This window comes from Bacillus sp. P14.5 (assembly GCF_003316765.1).
Lineage (GTDB): Bacteria > Bacillota > Bacilli > Bacillales > Bacillaceae_B > Rossellomorea.
On record NZ_NIJF01000082.1, the window covers coordinates 24,287 to 46,475 of the forward strand.

The following is a 22,189-nucleotide window of genomic DNA, read 5'->3' on the forward strand; positions in this document are numbered from 1 at the left end:
TATCCCTTCTATTGTTATTTTCAAGATCATTGAAAAGAGTTACATTTGAGTTTTGCAGTTCTTGAAGCTGGTTATATTCAGATATGTATCTCTGCAGATCAGATTCGATGGAAGCAGGAGCATCATCTAGATTAATTTTTTATTGTTAAATATTTTACGTTTGTAATTGAGAATTTTATTGTCTTTGGATGTGGAGAATTCTGATTCAAGAGCAGAAACTATTTCATTTCTCGTCTTTTCAAAAGCCTGCGCTTTACCAAGGTAAAGTCTGATCCCATCAACCAGCCGGGGATCACGCAAAGGATTAAATTCAGAGTAAGATATGGTGTTCTTTCTAATCAAGTACCATGGGAAAATCATGTAATGCACCTCTTTCTATTAACGTTTTCATCCAGTACGTTTGTAACTTTTGGTCAGAGGGCATATAATGGGTAAGTGCGGAATAGGATGCTGTATGGACTCTCTTGTTGAAGAAAGCCATTAAGGAGATAAAGCCATTAAGCGTAGGGGCTTAACAGCTTTACCTTTCAAGGCATTAACCGCCGCAGCTTGCGCAAGCGCCGCAGCTAACACATGAACATGAGCCACAGCAGGATGTACTTCCCGATGAACTGGATCCGCTTGTGGCTCCTGTTTCTGACAACAGCATGGATTCTGAAACTTCCATTACTTCGATTGATTCAATTTCTTCAAGTAAATTATCCAAAGACACATTACTCATGATTAGGCCTCTTTCCCTCAATAATTTTTTTCAGTTTTCCATTAACCGCAGCTTGTACATCCGCCGCAGCTGACACATGAACAAGATCCGCAGCAAGATGTGCTTCCAGATGAGCTTGAACCACTTGTTGCGCCAGTTTCTGATAACATCATAGATTCTGAAACTTCCATCACTTCAATCGCTTCAATTTCTTCCAGCAATTCAGAGACACCTTCCAAAGTCATATCAGACATTAGCCTCAATCCCCCCTTCTTGTGTAATCACAAAAAGAATAACACATAAATTTTTCCAACTGTTAACCGAGCTTGTAATATTCACCCTTGAATATTACAATTATATTAACTTATGGTTAAAGAATGATTACTATTAAGTTACAAATAGTTATTACTACAAATAGTAATATTACATACAAAATTTGGATATGCTTCAAGAATGCAAGCGGTGTAATGGCTGGTTAGTGTTTCTCAACATTTCAATTATTTCCTTATTATGGATAATATTCCTGGAGGAATATGCCTAAAAGAATACCCAATAACATAACTTTAACATTGGTGATAATAATAGAATGGGTGAAAATAGTAGGATGAATTCCTTAATGATAAATGCATACCCATGATAGTGGGACAGAGGGATGAGTATTTGATTTAATAATTGTAATCTAAGACAATATTTCTCTTTTCTATGTGTGCATTTGCAACTTTCATACTAGTTACACCCCGCATTTATGAAGTGTATGGTGTTGGTTGCCTTATTTTGTGCAGTAATGTGTATCTTAAATGTCTATGCAAGTTTAATCGGAAGACATATTAACAAAAAACTTTTCAGACACCAAAAACCCGGAACTAGGTATCTGCATCCTATCCCGGGTTTTCCTTTGATTTTCATTATAAGAAAATGTTCAGGAGCTGCAACGCCTCCCTAATTCTCGCAGCACTTTTTGTACTTCTTCCCGCTGCCGCATGGACAGGGTTCATTCCTGCCATCTGATGGTCCAATTCTTTCAGGTTTCGGACCATCAGCTGCTTCCCTGTCATAATATCCTTTGAGAAGACCCGGCAGCCTCGACAGTTATTCTGCGTAGCGTTCTTCATCAAAGACTTCTTCATTTTTCATCATGTAAGACATTTCTTCAGTCAGAACACTGGCAATCATTTCTTTTGACTCATTGATTTCAAAACCTGCTGACATTGGGTCATTCATCGTCAACTGATTAACCACCACTTCCAATAGGTGAGATTTCAATTTATAATTAACCATTAAACACTCTCCCATTACTATTATTCTTATTAGCTTTTATAGGGAGAAATCCTTTAACGAGGGAATGAAATATGGCTAAAAAAATGAAACGCAAAAGCAAGAAAAAACAAAATTGGGGGCTAACGAAGGACGAACGACAAGAGATAGCGAGCTCCTGGGTGCGCGAGTATGAAGGAGACAATATTGTAAAGGCCTACTCTAAGAAGTTTCGCCTTAACTTGAAGAGCTCGCTCAAGGAACTGACGAGTTTTGGTTTTACCATAAGCAGTGAAGAGAGAGCGCAAATAAAAAGATTAATAGATATTCAAAAACAGCAAAGAGAAAACAAAAAGAGGAAAAAGGAAGCGCGTGAACTGCAGGATTTAATTGATTCTGATGAAACATTTGCTTTTATCGCGGGATACACCGAGGGCGGCGCTCCTTTTGGCATTACACATGAGGAGATGCAGGAGAACGAGGAAAATTAAATATTAACAAAAGGATACCACTCCAAAAGAGCGGTATCCTTTGTCTTTTTATTCAGCTCGCACCAATGCACCATTAGGCTTCGGCAGATCCTGCTCCACAATCTGATTCATTCTGCAGAAATGGTCCAGGAATTGCTGTGCCTGCTTCTGTTCTTCCGGGTCACTTTTCAATGACACGATATCATTCAGGATCTGAGCCATCCATACATTATTAAAATAACGGTACTTCCCTGTATTCCATGTCATTTTATCAGGAGATTTTTCATTGACATAGTATTTCCAGAACAGCATCTGATCCGCTTCTTGTTCTGTCAGCTGCAGTCTGTATTCCTCATGAGCAGGAATCGATCCATCTTCACACAGCTTACCGATGAAACCATCTTTCACCATGAAGACACCAAGAATCCGTCTGTCTTGTTCTGGTTTACTGGAATCTATCTCTGTCAGCAGGACAGCGCTGTTTTGATGCAAGCGGATCGGTTTGTTGGGCTTGCCCTTGTTAGCACCGCTTTTTATTGCACCAGAGGAAACCTTCCAATCAGAAAAGACAGTGTTCTGTTCTTCTTCGTCACACCAGGTCACCATTTGGGATTCAGGATGAAGTTTATGGTTTCTCATAAGCTTTTCATGTCCCATACGAAGCTCCTGATATCTCCGTTGAATTTCCTTCTCTTCTTCCTTCTTCATTTCAATCTCTTTCTGTTCCGTTTCTTTCTCTTCTATAATTTTTTCAAGTGAATTAGCTGCACTTTTATCATGCAGTTGCAGATGCTCCCCAAACACATCAGGGTAGACAAACTTTTTATTCTCCGATGCGAAATGTATTTCAATGACCGTATCATTATGTTTAACGATACTCCCCATGCCAAACCGCTTATGTGTAACTTTCTTATCGATTAAATTCAATATACTAGTCCTCCTTGTGTAATAACTCGGGTACTATTACCTTAAAAGCTCACAAAACTGTTTGAATTTCTTTTCGGTTTTAATAAAGATATTTAAGAACGATCGCTTTAAAAAAACAACTTAGAGCCAATTATAACATTTTTTAGGTAAAAACACAAATTTATTCTTGACAACGTATTTTAACGCAGGTTAAAATGTAGTTTTGTTCAATTCCGCAACGCGTGTCTGCACCCTGATTAGGTTGGTTTTCGCTTAGGAAACTTCGTGCATTTCGTGATAAAAAACAGCCAAGCACTAGGCTTGTTTTTTGATGCTCAGCTTCATAATTTTACTTTCCAACATAGCGGAACTGAGGGACAGGTACCTCGCTCCAAATAATGAAAAAGGAACAAGCCGGCGGGCTTGTCCCTTTTTGTGTAATCCATTACTTTATTGATGGCTTTCACCTTTCCATTCACAGACCATGGTCAATTGATAATCCTCTAAATCAGCTGAAATACTTCCGTTCATTTTCTCCATCAAGCTTTTCGCAATCGGTAGTCCAAGTCCGGTGCCTTTTCCTGTCCGGGTCTGATCAGCTTTATAAAAACGGTCGAACAGGTGGGTGACGTCTTTTTCACTAAGTTTATCGACGGAGTTGGAAATCCTCAGCTGAACCGCTGCATCTATTTTTTCAAGCCTGATGTTTACATGACCGGTTGAGTATCGGATCGCATTGACTGCCAGGTTTTCCACAACTCTTTTAACAGCAGAGGAATCGGCCATCACCATAATATCATCGTCTGGAATATGGATTTCCGGCTCTATGTCTCTCTTCTTGAATTCTTCATAAAAGCCGAGCAGCGTCTCTAAAATCAAATCGTTGAATCGGACTCTCTCCATTCTCAACGGATAGTCCGCTTGTTCAATAATTGACAGCTCGAAAAAATCTTCAAGAAGGATCTTCAATCTTCCTGCGCTATTTTTTATCGTTTCGATGTATTCCTTCTTCAACTCAGAGCTAATTTCATCAGATTCCAAAAACTGAATATACCCCAAGATCGATGTCATGGGAGTGCGGATATCATGTGAAATATGAGAGATAGCCTGCTTCAACTCGTTTTCCGTGGAACGCTTGACTGCCTCCGCCTGCTTCGTCAGGTCAATCTGGTTATTGATTTCCTTCGCCAGTTCTTCAAAATGGGAATCATTATAGCTGATATCGACCTTCTTGGCCGTTTTATTTTGGTTTAAATCCCTAAGTTGCCGAGTTGTATGCTTAATCTCTTTTTTCAGCAGATAGAAACGGGTGAGGACAAACGAGAAAGCTATCATGACGATTATGAATACGTAGAGCATTTGACCTCACCCGCTTTCTTGGTTACTTAATTTCTTTTCTTTTAAAAATAAAGACTCCTACACCCCAAAATACTAGGAACGTAAGAATGGGAATCACTACTATGAAAACCATGTCGCTGCTGTTCAAGCTGTTCACAATGCTGATGTCGTAAATCAGTTTAAAAACAGAATGACTGATGATCGGTTCAAACGCTGGGACTTTGGCTGCCAGCATTTGGAGCGGCCAATCGGCAAATATAAAGAACATCAGAAGAAACCCGATCGTTTTTCCGCTGTCGGTAAACAGAATCGAAAAAATCGCCATGATGGATGCAAAGGCAGCTCCATACAAAATAATCAATCCTATTGTTTGGAGATAATAGGCCATTTCCGGCATGCCTTCAAAACCAAAGTAGACCGCACTTGCCGCTGTCATCACAATTGGCAGCACCAATGAAATGATAACTGTTCCAAGTGAAAACACAATCAGCTTTGCTGAGTAGATACGCAGCCTGCTTTTACCTGACGACACAATACTTTTCATCGTCCCCGTGGAGTATTCACTTGTAATAAAGAACCCGGCGAGTATACTCGGGATAAGTTTTACGATATTAGCATGAGGACCAAGAATACTTTCAATATAGTAATCGTTAACTGCTGGCAGGCCTGCAGAACCATTATCAAATTCTATAAGAGGAAACAGCACCGCAGCAGCTAGCAGCATCCATGTCAAGAATCGGAATGATCGATCTTTCTTTAACTTATACCACTCTGCTCTCAGTAAGTTACCCATGATGCACACCCCCGATTCGGCGGCTGAAATAGCTTTCCAAATCTTCACCCATAGGCATGAATTCTTCGATGACCAAGCCTTCATTAGTTAAGATCTTAGAGACCTTTCCTGGTGAATCTACTGAGGCAAACAGCTTGATCGTGCCATTCGGCATCACTTCAAATTCCTGTGTTGCTAAACGGCTTTCTATTATAGTCGCAGCCTTGCTTGGATCATCTACTTTGATATGCAAGTACTGCTGGCATTTTTCATGAAGCTCTTTAGCAGATAACTGTTCCAGCAGCTCTCCTTTATGGATGATTCCATAGTGGGTGGCCAATAAATGAAGCTCACTTAAAATATGGCTCGAAATCAAAATCGTGATGCCATATTCTTTGTTTAGCTTCTTCAACAGTTCGCGGACTTCCACAACCCCCATAGGATCCAATCCATTAATGGGTTCATCCAGGATTAGAAACTCGGGATCACCCAATAACGCAATCGCCAAGCCGAGACGCTGCTTCATTCCTAAAGAAAAATTCTTGGCTTTCTTTTTCCCAGTATCCTGCAAGCCTACCAGCTTAAGCGTTTTGTCGATACACTCTTTACCTGGTATTCCCCTCAAAAGACGGTGTGCCTCCAGGTTCTCCTTGGCCGTCATCTGAGGATATAAAGCAGGACCTTCAATGATGGTGCCGATTCTCTTTCTGGCATCGATGATATCCCGTTCACTATTTTTTCCAAACAATTCAAATGTCCCCGAGGTTGGATACGCAAGCCCGGTTACCACCCGGATCAGCGTTGATTTCCCGGCACCGTTCTGACCGATGAACCCATAAATAGAGCCTTTTTCTATCTTTACACTGACTTTATCAAGCGCCATCTTCTTTTGATATTTTTTCGACAACTGGCCCGTTGTCAATACATACTCATTCATTCAGAGTTTCCTCCTTACGTCATAATTCAACTTCCAACACTTCTATACTATAAGAAGGAAAACATAAGAAACTCTTAAGTGAATTCTTAAGAAAACCTTAAGATTTGAGTTTATAGCCCATTCCCCAGATCGTCTCAATGTACTCTTCATCTCCATTAGCTTTCGCCAGCTTGCTCCTGATATTACTCAAATGGACATTGATCGTATTGTCATCTCCGTAGAATTTTTCATTCCACACGCTCTCAAACAGATTCGCCTTGGAAAAAACCTTATTAGGAGAAGACATCATCAGAAGTAAAATTTCATATTCCCGCGCAGTCAACTTAAGTTGAGTTCCGTTTACAGTCACGATCTTCGTTTCCATATCCAAAACAATATCTTTATGGGTCAATTGATTCGTCATCGGCGTACCTGTAAGATCACGATATCTTCTGAGACATGAATCAATCCTGGCAGATACCTCTTCAATATCAAAGGGCTTTGTTATGTAGTCATCAGCACCCGATCTTAACGCACTAATTTTGGATTGAGTCTCAAGCTTCGCCGAAATGATGATGACAGGAATATTGCTCTCACTCGTTACCTTTTTCAATATCTCTTCCCCAGACAACCCCGGGAGCATCAGATCAATCAGGACCATGTCCCACTTCCCACTGTCCAGATAGATCATTGCCTCCGTACCGGAATAGGCGGGCTTTGACGAATAGCCGCTCTTCCTCACAATATTGCACAGCAGGCGGTTGATGTCCTCGTCGTCTTCGATTATTAAGATATTTATGGACTCTTTCATTGGAATCACCCTTATATTTATTAACCCTATCATTTATTTAAATTTGGGGGATGTCAAGGGGGCGAGGCAGAGATGTTATCCTGGATACACGAAAAGGGACAAGGCAGCACCTTGTCCCTTTTTAATATATTTATCTCAGTATCAACTGCGCCACACACTCCACATGCATCGTCTGCGGAAACATATCCACCGGCTGCACTTCCAGCGTCTTATACCCGCCGTCTTCCAGTACTCGCAAATCGCGTGCGAGAGTCGCCGGATTGCATGATACATACACAACCTTACGCGGCTTCATTTCTAAAATCGTGTTTAGCAGGGCTTCATCGCAGCCTTTCCGCGGTGGATCGACAACAAGGACGTCTGCTTTGATTCCTTCGTCGTACCATCGTGGGATAACCACTTCTGCCGGCCCTGCTTCGAATTCGGTGTTGGTGAAGCCGTTCAGTTCAGCGTTTTTCTTCGCGTCTTCTATCGCCTGCGGGACGATTTCGACTCCGTATACCTTTTTTGCTTTTTGAGCAAGGAACAGAGAGATGGTTCCGATTCCGCAGTAGGCGTCGATAACATTTTCATCTCCGCTCAAGTCGGCATATTCCAGCGCCTTTTCATAGAGCACTTTTGTTTGATCAGGGTTGACCTGATAGAAGGAACGAGCTGAAATCGCGAACTTGACGTCTCCGATGTAATCATAGATGACTTCTTCTCCCCAAAGGACATCCGTCTGGTCTCCCATGATGACGTTTGTTTTCTTAGAATTCACGTTTTGGATGACCGACTTTACTCCTTCAATGGAGCCCACGATTTCTTCGACGATTCTATCTTTATTCGGAAGGTCTGCAGTGCGTGTCACTAGAACCACCATGACTTCGCCTGTCTGGTATCCGTAACGGGACATGATGTGTCTTAGTGTTCCACGGTGCTTTTCTTCATTATATGGACGGATTCCGTATTTCTGGCAGATTTCTTTTACCTTTTGGACGATCTCGTCATTTTTTTCATGCTGGATGATGCAGCGGTCCATGTCGATGATTTCGTGGCTGCGCTGCTGGTAGAAACCAGCAACCAGACCGCCTTCTCTTTCTCCTACCGGAACGGCTGCTTTGTTGCGGTATCTCCATGGATCTTCCATTCCCAGTGTCGGGTGGACCGGCACTTCCGGAAGCTTGCCGATACGAGCCATGACGTCGCGGACATGCTTTTCTTTTGCCTTCAGCTGGCCTTCGTAGGAGATATGCTGAACCTGGCAGCCTCCGCATTGATGATAAATCGGGCATGGCGGCTCTTGACGGTACTGGCTTTCCTCATGAAGCTCGACTAATTTGCCGAAGCCATAGTTTTTGCTGGCCTTCACGACTTTCACTTTTCCTCGCTCACCAGGGAGGGCATTCGGTACAAACAATGGATAGCCGTCGACTTTCGTGACCCCGTTTCCGTCGTGGGTCAGGTCCTCGAAATAGGCATCCTCTATATAATCGTTTTTGTTAACGGGTGCTCTTTTGCTCATCGTATTACTTCCTTCGCTCATTTTGTCGTAACTGATTGTACCATAATTGAACCGTTGATTGCGAAAAGCTGTAAGTTCCGCCCAACTGGTAAATTTTATGGTGAGGTAAAAACATGAATCTCCCTGCAGAGGAAGAAGGTTTCAATGAAAAAACTATCTGATTTTGCTCCTTTTCACTGGATAGCCGCTGAGACAGAACCCGTAGACTTTGACAAATGGAATGGCAGCCGTGTCCTTAATTTCATTCCCAATAGATTCAGTCATTATTGTAAAATCATGCATCCTTTTTACCGAAACCTGAAAATAGCAGATGAAAAACTCTTATGGAGTGAATGTGTTCCCGGTGAAGATATTGAAGTTGAGACAGGAGAAAGGATATGGTTTAAAGATCTAGCCTTAAAATACAATTTAATATACACAAAAGAAATTAGCTCTCATTCTATTGTTCACCTTCATGGCGGCAGCGGACCTCAGTATTTGCTCTTTCCTCATGAAGGGACCATGGATAAGGAAACCTTAGAGGAAATTATCCCCTTGATAAAATCTTTCACATCTGATTCCTGCTATTTTCAGTACAGCTTGCTTGCAGCTGCCTATTATAACGAGTCTCATGGAAACGGCTATCTATTCTACGGTGATCTGGATGGCGTATTGAATTTATATGAGAGCAGTGAACATGTCGGCTCCCCGAGTTATTGGTGGAATGAAAACAGGGACTGGTGCCTGTATACAGATCCTGATTTGGACTTTTCCTTATTTGGCGGAAGCAAACGAATGCTCAATAATCTAAGGGCGAATGATTTTCTGGAGGTCATTGAAGTAGATAGGGATACGCGCCTGGATTACAAAGCGGATGTGGTCAACCATCCGTTTCTAAAGAAAAAAGGACGGCCCTGGAGATAAGAGCCGTCCTTCATTCGCTATTTATAAATATTTTACAACAGCCATTTCCCTGCCAAATCGATCTCCGTTGTCCACAAAGCCAAGGCTCTTGTAAAGGGCATCCGCTCCCTTGTTATCCGGATGATAGCCGACAACAACCTTATCTGCGTCCGGCAGCTTCGCCATTTCATCCAGCATAAGCTCGGTAGCTGTTTTCCCTATCCCTTTTCCTTGGTATGCTTTATCCACCATGCTCCTATAGATCCAATACCCCTCGAGTTCTTCTTTGACAGAGTTGTACATGAGAAAACCAGCAGCTCTCTCGTCATAGAAAATGGCATAGGCTTTCAATGATGGTTCAAATTTTGTCTGGGCGATGGAAATCGCATTGGATTCCATGTAGCTTGCCTGTTCTTCAGTCAAATCAAGCTTGCAGCAGTCATACCAGTTTTCTGCATTGATTTCTTCGATTCTTACATTCATCTTATTTTTCCCCTTCCGATTTTGGGGAGCGCTTCTTAATCTTTGTTAATGAGGCGTGATCCCCTTGTGTTTACAATTGTTGAATACATAGTTATTTTTCATCATACTGAACGCCTCCCTTAACAAAGATTGCCTGATGGCCAGGCTCCTTTATGATACTATACTTTTCTATCATTAAAAAGGAGATAAAACCGGCTTGGCTTTATCTCCTTTTTCGATTCTATCTTCTTAAGTTTTCCTGATCCTTCAGACGATTCTGCTGATCAGGCTTCCTGCTCTGGTCTGCTATACTTTCATTCTTCTTTTCTTCTTGAAAGTCACGTTCTACATCTCGTAGGTTTTCATTCTTTTCTTCTTTACCTGACATGGAACATCCCTCCTGACTTTTTATCTGTTTTCCCGTCAGGATCTCTATGAAACACCTAACACCTCCTAAATTTATGGTAAACTTAAATTGTATTATTTTACCACAAAGGAGGAGAGTACTTATGTCTGTCCCATTACAGGCAAACAAAGAAACATCCCTCATAAAAGGGAATTCCTCACTAAAGCCTTTAACATTGATCCTTTACCTGTTAATTCTTGCAGCCACGGGCTACTTCATCAGCCAGCTGTCATTGCCAAGTAACCTTTTCAATGGAGCTCAAGGATTCATTTGGTTCGCCTGTTTCATGGCCGTTACGTTATCTATTAAACCGGTTCGGCAGCTCATTGCTCCCTTGGTTAACTTCAGGGCGATGAAAGAGCCCGAGAGCTATCTTCTTATACTGCTTACTTTTTTGACCCCCTATCTGCTTTTAAAATTTTGTATCCACTATGAGGTGGTGCTGGACAGAGTGAACATCTATTACTTAACCAACCCGCGGGTTGAAGCCTTCAGCTTAGGATCCACCCTTTATACCACATTACTTACTCCTATATGGGAGGAGATTTTGTTCAGGGGAATTTTGCTGACGATTTTGCTAAAAAAACTGAAGCCAATCTGGGCCATCAGCATCACCGCCGTCTTATTCGCATTCATTCATTTTTCAGCTACCTGGATCTTCATTTTGATCGGTGGACTTCTTTTAACTTATACAGTCTATAAAACAAAGTCGCTCATACCTGCAATTGCAGCCCATTCTCTTTGGAATTTATATATGACACAGCTTTATCATTATTTTTAGTGAAAATGTTTTTGGTTTAGTTTAGCTGAGTGCTTCCAGGATGGTGGATACATGAGTGGACGGGTTCTCCCTTAGTTTTGTAGCCACTCTTCAGCGGTGGATACATGGGTGGAACGGTTTCCCCTTAGTTATGTATCTACCCTTCCTCGGTGGATACATGAGTGGGCCGGTTTTTTCTTAGATATGCAGCTACTCTTCCCCGGTGGATACATGAGTGGACCGGTTTCTCCTTAGATATGTACCCACTCTTCGGCGGTGGATACATATGTCGACCGTTTTTCCCTTAGATATGTATCTACTCTTACCGGGTGGGTACATAACTGGGCCCGTTTCTCCTTAGATATGTACCTACTCTTCGGCGGTGGATACATATGTCGACCGTTTTTCCCTTAGATATGTATCTACTCTTACCGGGTGGGTACATAAGTGGGCCCGTTTCCCCTTAGATATGTACCTACTCTTTCTGGGTGGATACATGAGTGGGCCCGCTTCTCCTTAGATATGTACCTACTCTTCCTGGGTGGATACATGAGTGAATCAATTTCTCCTTAGATATGTACCCACTCTGCCCCAGTGGATACATGAGTGGACCGGTTTCTCCTTAGATATGTACCTACTCTTACCGGGTGGGTACATAAGTGGACCCGTTTCTCCTTAGATATGTACCCACTCTTCGGCGGTGGATACATATGTCGACCGTTTTTCCCTTAGATATGTATCTACTCTTACCGGGTGGGTACATGAGTGGACCAGGTTCCACTTAGATATGTATCCACTCTTCCGCGGCGGGTACATAAATCGGCGGATAAGCTCCAAATCTCCACAATACCTACGCAGCAATGCTGCCATCCAATATTAATCAAACGTTTGATTAACATAAAAACCTCAAATCTGCCCGCATCCCCATATAATGTTAAAATGACCTCATTACTACTATCGGGAGTGATGGTGTGAACACCAAGAAGAAACTCAGCATAGCGTTAATTGGGAGCTTCATCATCTTTTCGTATGGCGTTTACCGTCTGGGATTTGAGGAGCGGACAGAGGAGTTTACGGCATTGCCGCTGATCTTCGCGGTTGCCGGGCTGGTCGGCCTGATAGCCAACCTGGCTAAATTAAAGGATCATACCGACAAAAATGAGTAAAAACTCGCCGGAGAGGCGAGTTTTTATGGTTTGGCATTGATGGTGAAGCCGAAAAAGAAAATCACCACAATGCAGATGAAAATGAAAGCATATAATCCGAGCGCCCACAGTGCAAAGGTTTTTTTGTAGCGAATCCTGATAAAACTGAACAGGGCCAGCCCTGCTCCAATTATAGGAAGGTACATGAAGAAGAAGTTAAACAGCGCTCCCATTTCATCCATTCTTATGAGGAATATGTTCAGGTAGGCAAGGGACATTAACGCGCAGACAAATGAATAGACACCGAGCCTGGTTTCTTTCGTCTTTGACGTTTTCTTTTTTACCAGTTCCATAAGCTCACCTCTCCTATTTGTATCTGGCGCACAGATTCATTGTCTTTCATCTTTAAGATTTCCTTGACCGGTCCGGTGAGGACACCTCCATAGGAATACAGGCCTTCTTTTTCAATGTGATCAATGCGGTAGTCCAGGTCGAGCCACTTGGCATGGGAGATTCTTACCGCCTGCTCCTCATATTTTTCGAGGAATTTCAGACTCTGCATGAATTGTTCTTCATTCGGCTGCTGGTTATGATAAGGCGACCAAGCATCAGGGTCTGTCTGCGCCGGAAATCCGATGGGAGGCAGGTATCCGCCTTCGAGACTTTTGCCTTCCGCTTCAAGGCCGGTATCAATGGCATACCATCTCCATTCCACATCAAGGTCCTCCGTTAGATCAGCCATTTGTTGAGGCTCCCTAAGTTCCCGTAACGATACATATACTTCCGCCACTGTCCCTTCAGGCAATTTTTCCAGAGTCCCCCAAGGATCATTCTCACTGTTAGTCACTACCGCATCAGGGTGATACAGTTTTTTATCATCAAAATAAGGAATTTCTTCCGGCGGGTTCTCGATGATGTAATTTCTCTCCGGAAACTCCGGCTTATCCAGGTCATAGGAGACAACCCAGTCACCAAGCTTTATATCATTTTTCCCTACTCTTTTATAAAGGTCCATGCTGACATCCAGGGTGAACAAACCCACTTTTTCCTCAATGTCCATTTCTTCAAGGCTGACATTAGGCTCTGTTATATAGATGGTTTGGGCCGCTACATCGATCAACTCGTTCGCTCGATTTCCCCATCCATAATAAATATAGCTTGCCATCGTCATAATCGGGAGAATCAGAAGAATGATCATGGTCACATAAGAAATGAGAGAGAACCGTGCATTCCGGACGCTTTCTTTCAGGATTTCGCTGACCTTCTCGGGAGGCAGGCCCTCCTTCTCCGTTTCGCCCCCTACCTCTTCTGAGATGACTTCCTGGTACATATCCAATTTCTCTAATTCTTTTTCCATCTCATCGGCTTCTTCTTCTGATAGATTTCCATCATAATAAGCTTTCAGTTTCTTCTTCCATTCTTCACTCATTCTTCGTCACTTCCCTTCTTATAAAACAGCTTCAACCGGCTTCTTCCGCGGAAAATGTGGGATTTCAAGGTATTTTGTTTTATGGAGAGCGCGGCTGCTGCCTCTTTATAGGAATACCCTTGTATATCACAGAGGATGATGGCTTTCTTTTGCAGCGGCTTAAGACGGTCCAGCTTTTGATAAAGATCCTCTTTGTCAGCTATCTTCTGGAACTCATCTTCAGCCGAACCTCCTTCTGAAAAACCTGTAAAATAGTCCGGCTCTTCAAAGGTCACTTTCTTGCTCCTCCTGACGTAATCGATGAACGTATGGTATGCGATTTTCAGCAGCCAGGATTTCATTGCATCCGGCTCGATATTTTCCAAGGCAGTATAAGCTTTTACGAATGTATCCTGCGTAAGATCTTCTGCCAGGCTCTTGTCCCTGCACAAGGAGAGAAGATATCGATACACATCCTGAATATACAGCTTATACAGTTGTTGAATATCCATATCTCCCCTCCTTTCACTTAAATAACGGCTAAAGACTGGAAAAAGTTGCACCTTCTTTATTTATCATACTAAAAAAGAATGGCCCCTCCTCTTCTTTTTAGAAGTGTGGAACCATTCTCTTTTGGATATCACCTTTTTTATAAATGATAATCTTTGTCATTTCATCTATATAAAATTTTGGAGTCTCTTTTTTTGAGACTCTTTCCTGAAAGATTATTTTTAATAAAGCTAATTTGCCCTCCAGCCTTTTACCTAAGAGGATTGGAGCGGAAGTCCATTATTTTTAAACAACCATAATCTTTGCGAAAAGAGCCAGTTTTAAAAATCGCACCAACTGACTAACTAACTCCCAACATACTCCACTTCCCCATTCACCTTCACATTTGAAGGGACACGCAAGTAAAGAATCTCACTTCCATAGAAGGAACCCCGGTTATCTTCAAACATTCTATAGCCGTCTGCAAATTGATGGAAAGGATAAGGATAACCAGTTTTGGCAACCTTCGCCTCCACTCGAGCAGGAGGAATGATCTGCAGGTTGCCATCAACAATTCTCAGCTCTGGCGAAGGCACCTTCGAGGTGACGTCTATATTATCAATGAATGTTGTGCCGGAATAGTGGCCGGCTTGAATGACTCCGTCGCCTCGATCGGTCCTTTCAACAAGCACACGAAGATAATAATTTCCATCTTCATAAGGGACCATCAACTCATCCCCCTCATACTTCAGCTCCCAATCTTTATGCAGAACAGCTCCCTTAGCTTCATCTATTCTGCCTTTCCATACCAGACTATAAAGCTCTTCATTATTCTTCTCTTGAACCTTCATCTCTTCCTCTGTTAAAGGTTCACTTCCATAAGGATTGTTCGGAACCAGATAGGATATGACAGCTCCTATAAAAAGGAGCGCCATATAACTGCCAAACACCCAGTTGCCCCTTCTGCCCTTAAGAAATATCTTTGAAGCAGGTTTAGCCAAAAAGAAAACCAAAACAAGGATGCCGGCGATAAATAAGATGGACATTAGTGAGGAAAAAAACATCCTACTTCACCTCCAATCTCATAGAAGTCACAATGGCCGCAAGCCAACTGAGCCCGGAGACCAGCAGGACCTTCAGCAAAAACAACATAATCGAATTTTCCATCCCAAAGAAGCTGAAAACATTTGGCACCAGCGTTTGATTACGGGTAAGGGCTGCTTCATAGAATATCCCTCCGATAATCACAGCCGGCAAAATCAGGATAAATGTTTTGCTGACTTGAACCAGGCTGCCTGCCAGATATCCTAAAGAACCGAGCATGAAGATATATAAAGTAATGCCCATCATTCCGGAAACAGCTCCTTCGACGGTCAGCGGCTGTCCGGTCATACTCACTTCATCCTGGTAAAAATAGACAATCAGAATCACAACACGATTGGCAAGCAGTACAGTAAATCCCGCCAGGAAGCTTGCGGCCAGCAAAAATAAGATATTGGAAAAATGGCTGGTCAATTTGTCGGTCACGAAGGAATAATCATCGTAACGATATCCTCTGGTAGTCATGAGGATGGCAGAAATGAATGCCCATATCATCACGAAGCCGAATAGGATATTGCCGCTATAATACGTTAAGGTGTGATCGAAATAATTCGATCCTCCTCCGCTCATCCCATCACCATTAAAGGAGAGTAAAATACCGATGAGTTCCAGCACGATAAGCGAGGTAAACATCCCCCGAAACGACTTCCACTTAAAGCGGAATTGCTTTTTCACAACATCCCACATACTAACCTCAGTTGAATACATCATCGATTCCCCCTTTTGTAGAGCTGGTCAGGAATGTACAAATTTCATCTGCCGTGACTGGCGAAAATTCCAGGCCCGCATGTCTCGCTGTTTCAAATTCACCGGCTGAAAAATTGTTGCGGACCACCGCAAAGGTCCCGGCCATACTCTGGCTCGTTTCATGGATGATTTCTTTATTCTCCAGCCATTCCCGCATGGCAGCGTCTTTTCCTTTGACGCCAATTGCGTATTCCCTCAGCTCTTCGACCGGCATGTGCAGAAATTTTTCTCCCTCTTTTATTAATAAAATGTCTTCAAGGATGTCCTCCATTTCGTTCAGGAGATGACTCGACAGGATGATCGTCCTCGGATGAGCAAGATAATCCTTGAGAAGGGCACGATAAAAATCCTTCCGTACACCCGCATCCATCCCAGTTGTCGGTTCATCGAAAATTGTGAGAGGTGTTCGGGCAGAGAGTCCAAGAATCATATTGAACGTGCTCCTCATTCCCTTCGAAAGGCCATTATGGTACTGATAGGGCTGGAAGGAAAAATAGTCAAACAACCGGCCGGCCAGATCCCTGTCCCAATTAGGATAGAAATCTTCTGCTGTCTCCAGGATTTCCTCCAGGGTCATGGTCGGGGGAAGATTCATTTCGTCATCAACGAAAATCATGTTTGCCGACACTTTCAGGTTATTGAATGGTTTTTCTTCAAAAACGAGAACTTCTCCTGAAGATTCTCTAATGTATCCGGCAATCACTTTCAAGAGCGTAGTTTTGCCTGCACCGTTGCGTCCGATCAACCCTGTGATTTTATCTTTTCCAAGAATGAAAGAGACGTCCTTTAATGCCTTCTTCCGTCCATACTGTTTCACAAGTCCCCGGCACTCTACTACATTCATTTTCCTTCCCCCTTTAATTTGCTCTTGGTGCTCCTGATCATCTCGACCAGTTCATCTTCACCGACATGCAGGTGCTCAGCCTCTTTGACCAATTCCTCCACCAATCTCGCCAATGTTTGGTTTTCCGTTTTGAAAGGATGATGCTTTTCGCCTCTGTCGATACAAACATGCCAAGCCCCCGCTTCTTATATAGGATTCCATCATCAGCGAGCAGGTTCAGGCCCTTGGCCGCAGTCGCCGGATTGATGTTGAGCATTTCTGCCAATTGATACTGAGAGTGAACTTTCGCGTCCTCTTCAATACTTCCTCCGAGGATCTCCGTCTCCAGCCACTCGGCAATCTGGATGTAGATTGGTTTGATGCTATCAGAATTCAGGATCAAACGAGCACCTCCTCTTTCTCACGTTCCTTAGTGCATTACTGATGTAATGTACTATATTCTATTTCTCAGGATTTGGCAAGGGTTATTTTGGTAAAAGGTTTTTATTTTTGGCGTTTGGGCAGGTTATGCGGGATGATGCGGCAGAGTTAGGGAGCGGTGTTTATCGGCGGCTTTATGGGATTTATCGCGGTAACGGTTTCTGCTTTTTATCAGCGAGATTTGGACTATTATCGGTGAAGAGGCTTTAACCGGCGGATAGCCTGAGGACAAAAAAACACTAAATCCAAAAGGGATTCAGTGTCTGTATCAATATATGTAGTTTTACAAACTGGGACGGTCCACTTCTTCCGTTCCATCACTTTCTTCGAGTGCATAGATGGCCTGGTGAAGGTGGTCAGTGAACTTATCGCCATTCTCGACTTCAGGAGAAGTTTCAAGCGCGGTGATAATGCTGCGGAAGTTATCAATAAGATGGTCAGTTGACATGCCGCGACTGACCAGGACGCTGTTGAGCCACAGTGCATAGTCTGTAAATACTTTAGCGGAATCGAGTCCGGCCGAGGTTTCCAAGTACTGAAAATGATACACATTGTCCTCATAGCACTTTTGGCGGCCCCGCTCACCAAATTTTTCATCCAGTTCAGGGTACTTCACATAAATTTCTTTCACTGAGCGGCTGATGACCTCGTCGTATTTCTTTCCGATATCGCTCATACTGCGACCACCTTGAACTTGTGGATGGATGGAATGATGGAGGCGAGCTCTTGATCAGGATATTTCTTTTCGAGATCATGAATCCGCTTGTAGTCCTCACTTTGGATCCAGGTCATGAACTGCTCCTTGGAATCCCACTCCATATGAACGGTGATTTCGCCCGGCTTCTTTTCATTCTGCAGCAGCAGGAAACGCTGAAATCCATCCGCTTCATCCACTAAACGGGAACGCGAATGGTAGATCGAAATGACTTCATCCGCCTTTTCATCCGGCACGACAAATGTTGAGTGTACGATATACAAGGTTCTCTCATCCCTTTCACTGTCTCTCTGATTCTATTCTTAACTTTACCATAGAGGCTCAGTGCCGGGAAATGCGGGGCGCCCTTTCTGTCCGCATGGATTCAGTCCTCAACGGCTTGGCCTTGACCAGGACCGGCGACCAATTGCAGGCACTTAATTGACGGTGCGACGGTGCCTGTATCAATTTTCTTTTTCTTTTCTTTCTTTCAGCCATACTCTCACTCATTTCATCAATTAATCGTTTTATTGCTTCACCGCGCGAAAAGTGACTGTCCCTGGTCGTGCGGTGAAGCAGTAAAGCGCCTGACCAAAAAAAGGACGATTCTTTGAAAGAGCCGTCCTTTTCACATATAGCTTACTCCTCGAGCTCGTCCTGATAATTCTCATTCAGGTAGGAATTCTCGTTGGTGGCAAAGTTAGCGGATTGCAGGCTTTCCTGCTTATCAAGTCCGAATAGCTCATCGCGATTTTGCGGTACCTCTGTGCTGCTGATCGGGTTTCTTTCCTTCATGACTTTTCACCCTTTCTGTTCATTAGTGTGACCTTGGCATTGACAACAATGTGCACTCTATCTGACAGTCGGTTTGCTTCTAAAATCTCAAGCTTGGCACTCTTAGTTTAAAAAGTGCTTCTGCTTTGAGAGATATGTTCCCAGTATTTTGATATTTCAAACTCTGTTTTACAGTTTCCATTATTTGTTATACGGTGTTTCTTCAGAGAGGCCCCCTGCTTATTTATCTCCTTCATCATTCCGGATATCCCGCTTGTCCGGTGTCAGTTCTTCCGAAGTCTCTGTCTGTAATTGAAGATTCCCCTGAGCTCGATCAGCAGTGTCAATGCGGTCTCCCAGCACACTCCGGTACAGATACTTGTGATAAAAGTACTCAAAAACCGCCACGCCTGCAGCAGCCAGCAGTGACGGAAGCAGCACATTTTCAACAGGTGTCATGTTGGCCAGCATTGCCCAAATCACGACAAACGCGAGACCAAAGTCGGCTAGTGAAGCTGTTCTATTATTTGACCTCGGCAGCAAAAATAAATCTCCCGCTGCATAGCCAATTGCTCCAAGGACCACTGAAATCATAAACACCTCGCCAAGAGTAACACCATAAATTCCACCTAGGATGAGTGCAAGAAGGGCAAAACAGGCAGTAAATTTTACAAAAAAAGCTTTTAAATGTCTCAAATCATCCACTCCTTTTCCCCTTATGTTGTCTAAAGGGCAGAAAGGCTATACACTCAGCACGGGCATCCGTCCATGCCTTTTCAAAGCCTCGAAATATACTGGTAAAAAAGAATGGAGCGACTTGCCGTGAGAGTGTTTTTTTACCCGCCCTATTTCCCGCCTTACATTCCTCCTCATATCTATAAGTACTACTTTTTACAGAAGTTCCTGGATATCGATAAAGTCAAACAAAAATACCCCTATTATCAACTTCCGGCCGGTCCTTACGTAGCCGGCGAGTATCTTCCTTCCTCGAGTACTACTCCAACAGGCCCAACGTCTCCCGCTAATGTCAGGCGGTTAGATAAAAGAGGATGAAAAAAGCAAGCTCAGGCTTTCCTGAGCTTGCTTTGATTCGAACATATTTCATTCTGACTTAGAGTTTTGGATTTCCCAGGTTTCAAAATGCTGTGTCTCCATGTCTATTTCTCTGTTCCGCAGCCATTCCATAGCTTTTACGACTAACGGTGACGAATTCTCAGCCGTTACCTCTTCTTTGGAGATCCATTCCGCCCCTGATGAATCCTGTCCGTCAAATTGTTCGGGCTCTGCTAACTCGCCTCCGGTCCTCTCCACTAAATAGAATACCGCAATGTGATGAACATGGCTGAATTCCTTCCATTCACAAGGAAATATAAAATCCTGTACGCCTATCTGCTCCTTGATTTTAGCCGTAAGCCCTGTTTCCTCTGTAAACTCACGCTTCAAGGCTTCCACCCGGAAGATCAAACCATGGATATAGGGACCTCTGCTTTTGTTGATGACCAATAACTTATCACCTTCCGAACAAATGGCATAAACTCCAAATTCCCGATGGGTCTTCTTTAACAATTCCATCTAGCTTCCCACCCCTTTAAATCTTCCGGCTGAACCTCAAGGAAATATAGTTTTCTGCTTCTTCATTCCCATGACCGGGCTCCTCATGTTTAAAGGTGAAGCCTTTTGCCTCATAGAAAGGGATTCCTTTCGTGTTTCCTTGCTGGACGGAAACCCATTGTTCCCCGGCTTGGAACTCTTCCTTCTGCTGCCTCGTAATTGCTTCTAGCAGCTGAGTTCCAATGCCTTCACCCCGCCTGTCGGGAGCCATGTACAGAACATAAATCTCTCCTGTCGTATCACCGGTCATTCCGCCGCCGCCTGCGCCGACCACTTCACCTTCATCGAGAGCCACAAAGTAGCCTCCCCAATTTCTGCTTGAACCACTGACTTCCTCCAGAATTCTCTCAGACGTGTAGTACTGTTTGATCACCCGCTCGATGTATTCTTCACTATAGATATCTTTATAGGTTGCGCGGTTCGCGTCTGAACAGACTTTTACAATTCCCTCCACATGCTCCGGCTCCGCTTTTAAAATATGTATCATAACTATTTCCCCTTTTATGTAAGCTCTTTTCGTAAACTTTTCTGCTATTTAATATGAATTTTTAAGACAGATTCCCGGAAAAAACCTGCTCCAGGAATTTACAATAAAATTCGAAAACAGCAGTTACTTCAGCTTCAGTTTCATCCCTTCATGCGTTGCTTCAAATCCTATTTTTTCATAGAAGCGGAGCGCTTCGGGACGCTGTTTGTCTGTGGTCAGCTGGATCAGATGACAGCCTCTTTCTTCTGCCCTCTGAATCGCCCACTCCATCATTTCCGTCCCTGCTCCCAGACCGCGGACCCTCGAGGAAGTTCTTACTCCCTCAATCGTTGCCCGCCAGCCGCCCTGGTGAGTCAGGTATGGTGTAAAAGTAATTTGCTGGACGCCAATGACTTCCCCCTCAAGGCAAGCCACAATCAATTCATTATTGGGATCCTTATCAATCGCTTTGAAGGCTTGTATGTAACTGTCCGGAAGCGGATGTTCATAACGCTCCCTCTTGCTGCCCAAGATGTCATCAGAAAGCATTTTCACAATCGTGTCGACGTCCTGTTCCCCGGCTTCTCTGAATGTAAGATTCATTGAAATCCCTCCTCACATGCTATTGTAACCATTACAGGATAAAGAGTTAATGACCGAATTCTAATGACCGGGCATTAGAATCTGTTATGCTTGGAACTCAGACTTCAGGATACTCAGCCTGAGCCTGTCCACATACCCATCACTCCTAAGGCGGTCCTCCCTAAGGATGCCTTCCTCGACAAACCCCATTCTCCTGTAGGACTCTATCGCCTTTTCGTTATCGACCTCCACACGGAGCCAGATTTTGTTGAGACCCAGCTTGGTGAATCCATACTCCAGCATGGCTTTCATCGACGCCATTCCGTATCCTTTTCCCCAATACTTTTTATCACCGATGGCAATCCCCAGCTCTCCATGCTTATTGAGCTTATCAATGTTCTTTAAGTCGACCCAGCCGATATGGATCCCGTCCCCGGTCTCGATCGCCATTTGTTCATAGCCGTTGCTGCGGCTGATGCACATATCGATCCACTGCCGGGTTTCCTCCCTGGTGAACGGCGGATACTTGTTGGGCATGTTCAGGTGGCGCGTCACACTCACATCAAGGCACCACTGATAGCGGTCCTCCACGTCTTCTTTTGATAATTCTCTCAGATTTACTTTTGGTAAAGTGTTAGGTTTCATATTCGTTTCTCCTTTTTCTCTGTAATTACTCTTTTTTATATTTAATTTTTTTACGTAGAAGGATTGGAGCGGAAATCCGTTC

At 43.4% G+C, this 22,189-nt stretch carries 32 protein-coding genes; 4 read left to right on the forward strand and 28 right to left on the reverse strand.

What is annotated here, in order from left to right; genetic code table 11:
• Window positions 1–126: 126 nt before the first annotated feature.
• From B9Z54_RS14290 to B9Z54_RS14310, 5 genes are all read right to left on the reverse strand, one after another.
• The gene (locus B9Z54_RS14290) at window positions 127–360 is read right to left on the reverse strand and encodes a hypothetical protein (RefSeq protein WP_113929033.1); all 234 of its coding nucleotides are present in this window, start codon (window positions 358–360) and stop codon (window positions 127–129) included.
• Window positions 361–535: 175 nt separating this feature from the next.
• Complete coding sequence (locus B9Z54_RS14295; protein WP_113929034.1) at window positions 536–721, reverse strand: thiazolylpeptide-type bacteriocin; 186 nt, start codon at window positions 719–721, stop codon at window positions 536–538.
• Window positions 722–762: 41 nt separating this feature from the next.
• Entirely contained in the window at window positions 763–954 is a 192-nt protein-coding gene (locus B9Z54_RS14300; RefSeq protein ID WP_113929035.1) for a thiazolylpeptide-type bacteriocin, read from the reverse strand.
• 651 nt (window positions 955–1,605) lie between these two features.
• Window positions 1,606–1,812, reverse strand: coding sequence for a hypothetical protein (locus B9Z54_RS14305; protein ID WP_240189931.1), 207 nt, complete (start codon window positions 1,810–1,812; stop codon window positions 1,606–1,608).
• A complete protein-coding gene (locus tag B9Z54_RS14310) occupies window positions 1,790–1,978 on the reverse strand; it encodes a hypothetical protein (protein ID WP_113929036.1) in 189 nt (62 codons plus the stop codon). The genes B9Z54_RS14305 and B9Z54_RS14310 overlap by 23 nt, the downstream gene beginning before the upstream one ends.
• 71 nt (window positions 1,979–2,049) lie before the next feature.
• Here B9Z54_RS14310 and B9Z54_RS14315 point away from each other — a divergent pair, with 71 nt between their 5' ends.
• A complete protein-coding gene (locus tag B9Z54_RS14315) occupies window positions 2,050–2,445 on the forward strand; it encodes a hypothetical protein (RefSeq protein WP_113929037.1) in 396 nt (131 codons plus the stop codon).
• 48 nt (window positions 2,446–2,493) lie between these two features.
• Here the strand turns inward: B9Z54_RS14315 and B9Z54_RS14320 are convergent, their stop codons facing one another.
• The 6 genes from B9Z54_RS14320 to rlmD form a co-directional block, all read right to left on the reverse strand.
• The gene (locus tag B9Z54_RS14320) at window positions 2,494–3,351 is read right to left on the reverse strand and encodes a malate synthase (RefSeq protein WP_113929038.1); all 858 of its coding nucleotides are present in this window, start codon (window positions 3,349–3,351) and stop codon (window positions 2,494–2,496) included.
• A gap of 429 nt (window positions 3,352–3,780) precedes the next feature.
• Window positions 3,781–4,689: a sensor histidine kinase gene (locus B9Z54_RS14325; RefSeq protein WP_113929039.1), complete on the reverse strand. Its 909-nt coding sequence runs from the start codon at window positions 4,687–4,689 to the stop codon at window positions 3,781–3,783.
• A 22-nt stretch (window positions 4,690–4,711) separates the two neighbouring features.
• Window positions 4,712–5,461 carry an ABC transporter permease gene (locus B9Z54_RS14330; protein ID WP_113929040.1) on the reverse strand — a complete coding sequence of 250 codons (750 nt, stop codon included), beginning with the start codon at window positions 5,459–5,461 and terminating at the stop codon, window positions 4,712–4,714.
• Window positions 5,454–6,377, reverse strand: a complete 924-nt coding sequence (locus B9Z54_RS14335) for an ABC transporter ATP-binding protein (protein ID WP_113929041.1) — start codon at window positions 6,375–6,377, stop codon at window positions 5,454–5,456. The genes B9Z54_RS14330 and B9Z54_RS14335 overlap by 8 nt, the downstream gene beginning before the upstream one ends.
• Window positions 6,378–6,474: 97 nt before the next feature.
• Complete coding sequence (locus B9Z54_RS14340; protein ID WP_113929042.1) at window positions 6,475–7,167, reverse strand: response regulator transcription factor; 693 nt, start codon at window positions 7,165–7,167, stop codon at window positions 6,475–6,477.
• Between the two features lie 130 nt (window positions 7,168–7,297).
• Window positions 7,298–8,671, reverse strand: a complete 1,374-nt coding sequence (gene rlmD / locus B9Z54_RS14345; protein ID WP_113929043.1) for a 23S rRNA (uracil(1939)-C(5))-methyltransferase RlmD — start codon at window positions 8,669–8,671, stop codon at window positions 7,298–7,300.
• Between the two features lie 144 nt (window positions 8,672–8,815).
• Here rlmD and B9Z54_RS14350 point away from each other — a divergent pair, with 144 nt between their 5' ends.
• Window positions 8,816–9,574, forward strand: coding sequence for a hypothetical protein (locus tag B9Z54_RS14350; protein WP_113929044.1), 759 nt, complete (start codon window positions 8,816–8,818; stop codon window positions 9,572–9,574).
• Window positions 9,575–9,595: 21 nt separating this feature from the next.
• Here B9Z54_RS14350 and B9Z54_RS14355 read toward each other — a convergent pair whose 3' ends face one another.
• Together B9Z54_RS14355 and B9Z54_RS24885 are read right to left on the reverse strand one after the other, a co-directional pair.
• Window positions 9,596–10,036 (reverse strand): GNAT family N-acetyltransferase, encoded by a 441-nt coding sequence (locus B9Z54_RS14355; RefSeq protein ID WP_113929045.1) that lies wholly within the window; start codon window positions 10,034–10,036, stop codon window positions 9,596–9,598.
• A gap of 220 nt (window positions 10,037–10,256) precedes the next feature.
• Entirely contained in the window at window positions 10,257–10,403 is a 147-nt protein-coding gene (locus tag B9Z54_RS24885; protein ID WP_162785227.1) for a hypothetical protein, read from the reverse strand.
• 121 nt (window positions 10,404–10,524) lie between these two features.
• Here B9Z54_RS24885 and B9Z54_RS14360 point away from each other — a divergent pair, with 121 nt between their 5' ends.
• Window positions 10,525–11,202, forward strand: a complete 678-nt coding sequence (locus B9Z54_RS14360) for a CPBP family intramembrane glutamic endopeptidase (protein ID WP_162785228.1) — start codon at window positions 10,525–10,527, stop codon at window positions 11,200–11,202.
• Window positions 11,203–12,152: 950 nt separating this feature from the next.
• On the forward strand, window positions 12,153–12,347 hold the full coding sequence (locus tag B9Z54_RS14365; RefSeq protein ID WP_113929047.1) for a hypothetical protein: 195 nt from the start codon (window positions 12,153–12,155) through the stop codon (window positions 12,345–12,347).
• A gap of 23 nt (window positions 12,348–12,370) precedes the next feature.
• Here the strand turns inward: B9Z54_RS14365 and B9Z54_RS14370 are convergent, their stop codons facing one another.
• The 15 genes from B9Z54_RS14370 to B9Z54_RS14435 all read right to left on the reverse strand — a co-directional run bounded on the left by B9Z54_RS14370 (window position 12,371) and on the right by B9Z54_RS14435 (window position 22,107).
• A complete protein-coding gene (locus B9Z54_RS14370) occupies window positions 12,371–12,679 on the reverse strand; it encodes a hypothetical protein (RefSeq protein WP_113929048.1) in 309 nt (102 codons plus the stop codon).
• Window positions 12,667–13,755, reverse strand: coding sequence for an anti-sigma factor (locus tag B9Z54_RS14375; protein WP_113929049.1), 1,089 nt, complete (start codon window positions 13,753–13,755; stop codon window positions 12,667–12,669). The genes B9Z54_RS14370 and B9Z54_RS14375 overlap by 13 nt, the downstream gene beginning before the upstream one ends.
• A complete protein-coding gene (locus tag B9Z54_RS14380) occupies window positions 13,752–14,246 on the reverse strand; it encodes a sigma-70 family RNA polymerase sigma factor (RefSeq protein ID WP_113929050.1) in 495 nt (164 codons plus the stop codon). The genes B9Z54_RS14375 and B9Z54_RS14380 overlap by 4 nt, the downstream gene beginning before the upstream one ends.
• A gap of 342 nt (window positions 14,247–14,588) precedes the next feature.
• Window positions 14,589–15,287, reverse strand: a complete 699-nt coding sequence (locus tag B9Z54_RS14385) for a hypothetical protein (RefSeq protein WP_113929051.1) — start codon at window positions 15,285–15,287, stop codon at window positions 14,589–14,591.
• A 1-nt stretch (window position 15,288) separates the two neighbouring features.
• On the reverse strand, window positions 15,289–16,032 hold the full coding sequence (locus B9Z54_RS14390; RefSeq protein WP_113929052.1) for a hypothetical protein: 744 nt from the start codon (window positions 16,030–16,032) through the stop codon (window positions 15,289–15,291).
• Entirely contained in the window at window positions 16,019–16,915 is an 897-nt protein-coding gene (locus B9Z54_RS14395) for an ABC transporter ATP-binding protein (protein WP_113929053.1), read from the reverse strand. Before B9Z54_RS14395 ends, B9Z54_RS14390 begins: the two co-directional genes overlap by 14 nt.
• A gap of 37 nt (window positions 16,916–16,952) precedes the next feature.
• Window positions 16,953–17,297 (reverse strand): GntR family transcriptional regulator, encoded by a 345-nt coding sequence (locus tag B9Z54_RS14400; protein WP_481747797.1) that lies wholly within the window; start codon window positions 17,295–17,297, stop codon window positions 16,953–16,955.
• 321 nt (window positions 17,298–17,618) lie between these two features.
• Window positions 17,619–18,011, reverse strand: coding sequence for a hypothetical protein (locus B9Z54_RS14405; RefSeq protein ID WP_113929054.1), 393 nt, complete (start codon window positions 18,009–18,011; stop codon window positions 17,619–17,621).
• Window positions 18,008–18,313 (reverse strand): antibiotic biosynthesis monooxygenase family protein, encoded by a 306-nt coding sequence (locus B9Z54_RS14410; protein ID WP_113929055.1) that lies wholly within the window; start codon window positions 18,311–18,313, stop codon window positions 18,008–18,010. The genes B9Z54_RS14405 and B9Z54_RS14410 overlap by 4 nt, the downstream gene beginning before the upstream one ends.
• A gap of 355 nt (window positions 18,314–18,668) precedes the next feature.
• Window positions 18,669–18,824 carry a hypothetical protein gene (locus tag B9Z54_RS25280; protein ID WP_187444428.1) on the reverse strand — a complete coding sequence of 52 codons (156 nt, stop codon included), beginning with the start codon at window positions 18,822–18,824 and terminating at the stop codon, window positions 18,669–18,671.
• Between the two features lie 219 nt (window positions 18,825–19,043).
• Complete coding sequence (locus B9Z54_RS14415) at window positions 19,044–19,499, reverse strand: YndM family protein (RefSeq protein WP_113929089.1); 456 nt, start codon at window positions 19,497–19,499, stop codon at window positions 19,044–19,046.
• A gap of 405 nt (window positions 19,500–19,904) precedes the next feature.
• Window positions 19,905–20,375, reverse strand: coding sequence for an NUDIX hydrolase (locus B9Z54_RS14420; RefSeq protein WP_113929056.1), 471 nt, complete (start codon window positions 20,373–20,375; stop codon window positions 19,905–19,907).
• A gap of 16 nt (window positions 20,376–20,391) precedes the next feature.
• On the reverse strand, window positions 20,392–20,901 hold the full coding sequence (locus B9Z54_RS14425) for a GNAT family N-acetyltransferase (RefSeq protein WP_113929057.1): 510 nt from the start codon (window positions 20,899–20,901) through the stop codon (window positions 20,392–20,394).
• Between the two features lie 123 nt (window positions 20,902–21,024).
• A complete protein-coding gene (locus B9Z54_RS14430; protein WP_113929058.1) occupies window positions 21,025–21,483 on the reverse strand; it encodes a GNAT family N-acetyltransferase in 459 nt (152 codons plus the stop codon).
• 84 nt (window positions 21,484–21,567) lie between these two features.
• A complete protein-coding gene (locus B9Z54_RS14435) occupies window positions 21,568–22,107 on the reverse strand; it encodes a GNAT family N-acetyltransferase (RefSeq protein ID WP_113929059.1) in 540 nt (179 codons plus the stop codon).
• Window positions 22,108–22,189: the final 82 nt, after the last annotated feature.

Coding starts and splice junctions, on each gene's coding strand:
- B9Z54_RS14355 (WP_113929045.1), bottom strand. CDS start 10,036: ATGAATGTAAGAATCGAAGAAATCAATGCAGAAAACTGGTATGACTGC.
- B9Z54_RS14310 (WP_113929036.1), bottom strand. CDS start 1,978: ATGGTTAATTATAAATTGAAATCTCACCTATTGGAAGTGGTGGTTAAT.
- B9Z54_RS14360 (WP_162785228.1), top strand. CDS start 10,525: ATGTCTGTCCCATTACAGGCAAACAAAGAAACATCCCTCATAAAAGGG.
- B9Z54_RS14335 (WP_113929041.1), bottom strand. CDS start 6,377: ATGAATGAGTATGTATTGACAACGGGCCAGTTGTCGAAAAAATATCAA.
- B9Z54_RS14370 (WP_113929048.1), bottom strand. CDS start 12,679: ATGGAACTGGTAAAAAAGAAAACGTCAAAGACGAAAGAAACCAGGCTC.
- B9Z54_RS14435 (WP_113929059.1), bottom strand. CDS start 22,107: ATGAAACCTAACACTTTACCAAAAGTAAATCTGAGAGAATTATCAAAA.
- B9Z54_RS25280 (WP_187444428.1), bottom strand. CDS start 18,824: ATGAAGGAAAGAAACCCGATCAGCAGCACAGAGGTACCGCAAAATCGC.
- B9Z54_RS14305 (WP_240189931.1), bottom strand. CDS start 1,812: ATGAAGAACGCTACGCAGAATAACTGTCGAGGCTGCCGGGTCTTCTCA.
- B9Z54_RS14390 (WP_113929052.1), bottom strand. CDS start 16,032: ATGTATTCAACTGAGGTTAGTATGTGGGATGTTGTGAAAAAGCAATTC.
- B9Z54_RS14375 (WP_113929049.1), bottom strand. CDS start 13,755: ATGAGTGAAGAATGGAAGAAGAAACTGAAAGCTTATTATGATGGAAAT.
- rlmD (WP_113929043.1), bottom strand. CDS start 8,671: ATGAGCAAAAGAGCACCCGTTAACAAAAACGATTATATAGAGGATGCC.
- B9Z54_RS14330 (WP_113929040.1), bottom strand. CDS start 5,461: ATGGGTAACTTACTGAGAGCAGAGTGGTATAAGTTAAAGAAAGATCGA.
- B9Z54_RS14315 (WP_113929037.1), top strand. CDS start 2,050: ATGGCTAAAAAAATGAAACGCAAAAGCAAGAAAAAACAAAATTGGGGG.
- B9Z54_RS14350 (WP_113929044.1), top strand. CDS start 8,816: ATGAAAAAACTATCTGATTTTGCTCCTTTTCACTGGATAGCCGCTGAG.
- B9Z54_RS14425 (WP_113929057.1), bottom strand. CDS start 20,901: ATGATACATATTTTAAAAGCGGAGCCGGAGCATGTGGAGGGAATTGTA.
- B9Z54_RS14380 (WP_113929050.1), bottom strand. CDS start 14,246: ATGGATATTCAACAACTGTATAAGCTGTATATTCAGGATGTGTATCGA.
- B9Z54_RS14395 (WP_113929053.1), bottom strand. CDS start 16,915: ATGAATGTAGTAGAGTGCCGGGGACTTGTGAAACAGTATGGACGGAAG.
- B9Z54_RS14430 (WP_113929058.1), bottom strand. CDS start 21,483: ATGAATCTTACATTCAGAGAAGCCGGGGAACAGGACGTCGACACGATT.
- B9Z54_RS14300 (WP_113929035.1), bottom strand. CDS start 954: ATGTCTGATATGACTTTGGAAGGTGTCTCTGAATTGCTGGAAGAAATT.
- B9Z54_RS14405 (WP_113929054.1), bottom strand. CDS start 18,011: ATGAGCGATATCGGAAAGAAATACGACGAGGTCATCAGCCGCTCAGTG.
- B9Z54_RS14295 (WP_113929034.1), bottom strand. CDS start 721: ATGAGTAATGTGTCTTTGGATAATTTACTTGAAGAAATTGAATCAATC.
- B9Z54_RS14420 (WP_113929056.1), bottom strand. CDS start 20,375: ATGGAATTGTTAAAGAAGACCCATCGGGAATTTGGAGTTTATGCCATT.
- B9Z54_RS24885 (WP_162785227.1), bottom strand. CDS start 10,403: ATGTCAGGTAAAGAAGAAAAGAATGAAAACCTACGAGATGTAGAACGT.
- B9Z54_RS14340 (WP_113929042.1), bottom strand. CDS start 7,167: ATGAAAGAGTCCATAAATATCTTAATAATCGAAGACGACGAGGACATC.
- B9Z54_RS14290 (WP_113929033.1), bottom strand. CDS start 360: ATGATTTTCCCATGGTACTTGATTAGAAAGAACACCATATCTTACTCT.
- B9Z54_RS14325 (WP_113929039.1), bottom strand. CDS start 4,689: ATGCTCTACGTATTCATAATCGTCATGATAGCTTTCTCGTTTGTCCTC.
- B9Z54_RS14385 (WP_113929051.1), bottom strand. CDS start 15,287: ATGTTTTTTTCCTCACTAATGTCCATCTTATTTATCGCCGGCATCCTT.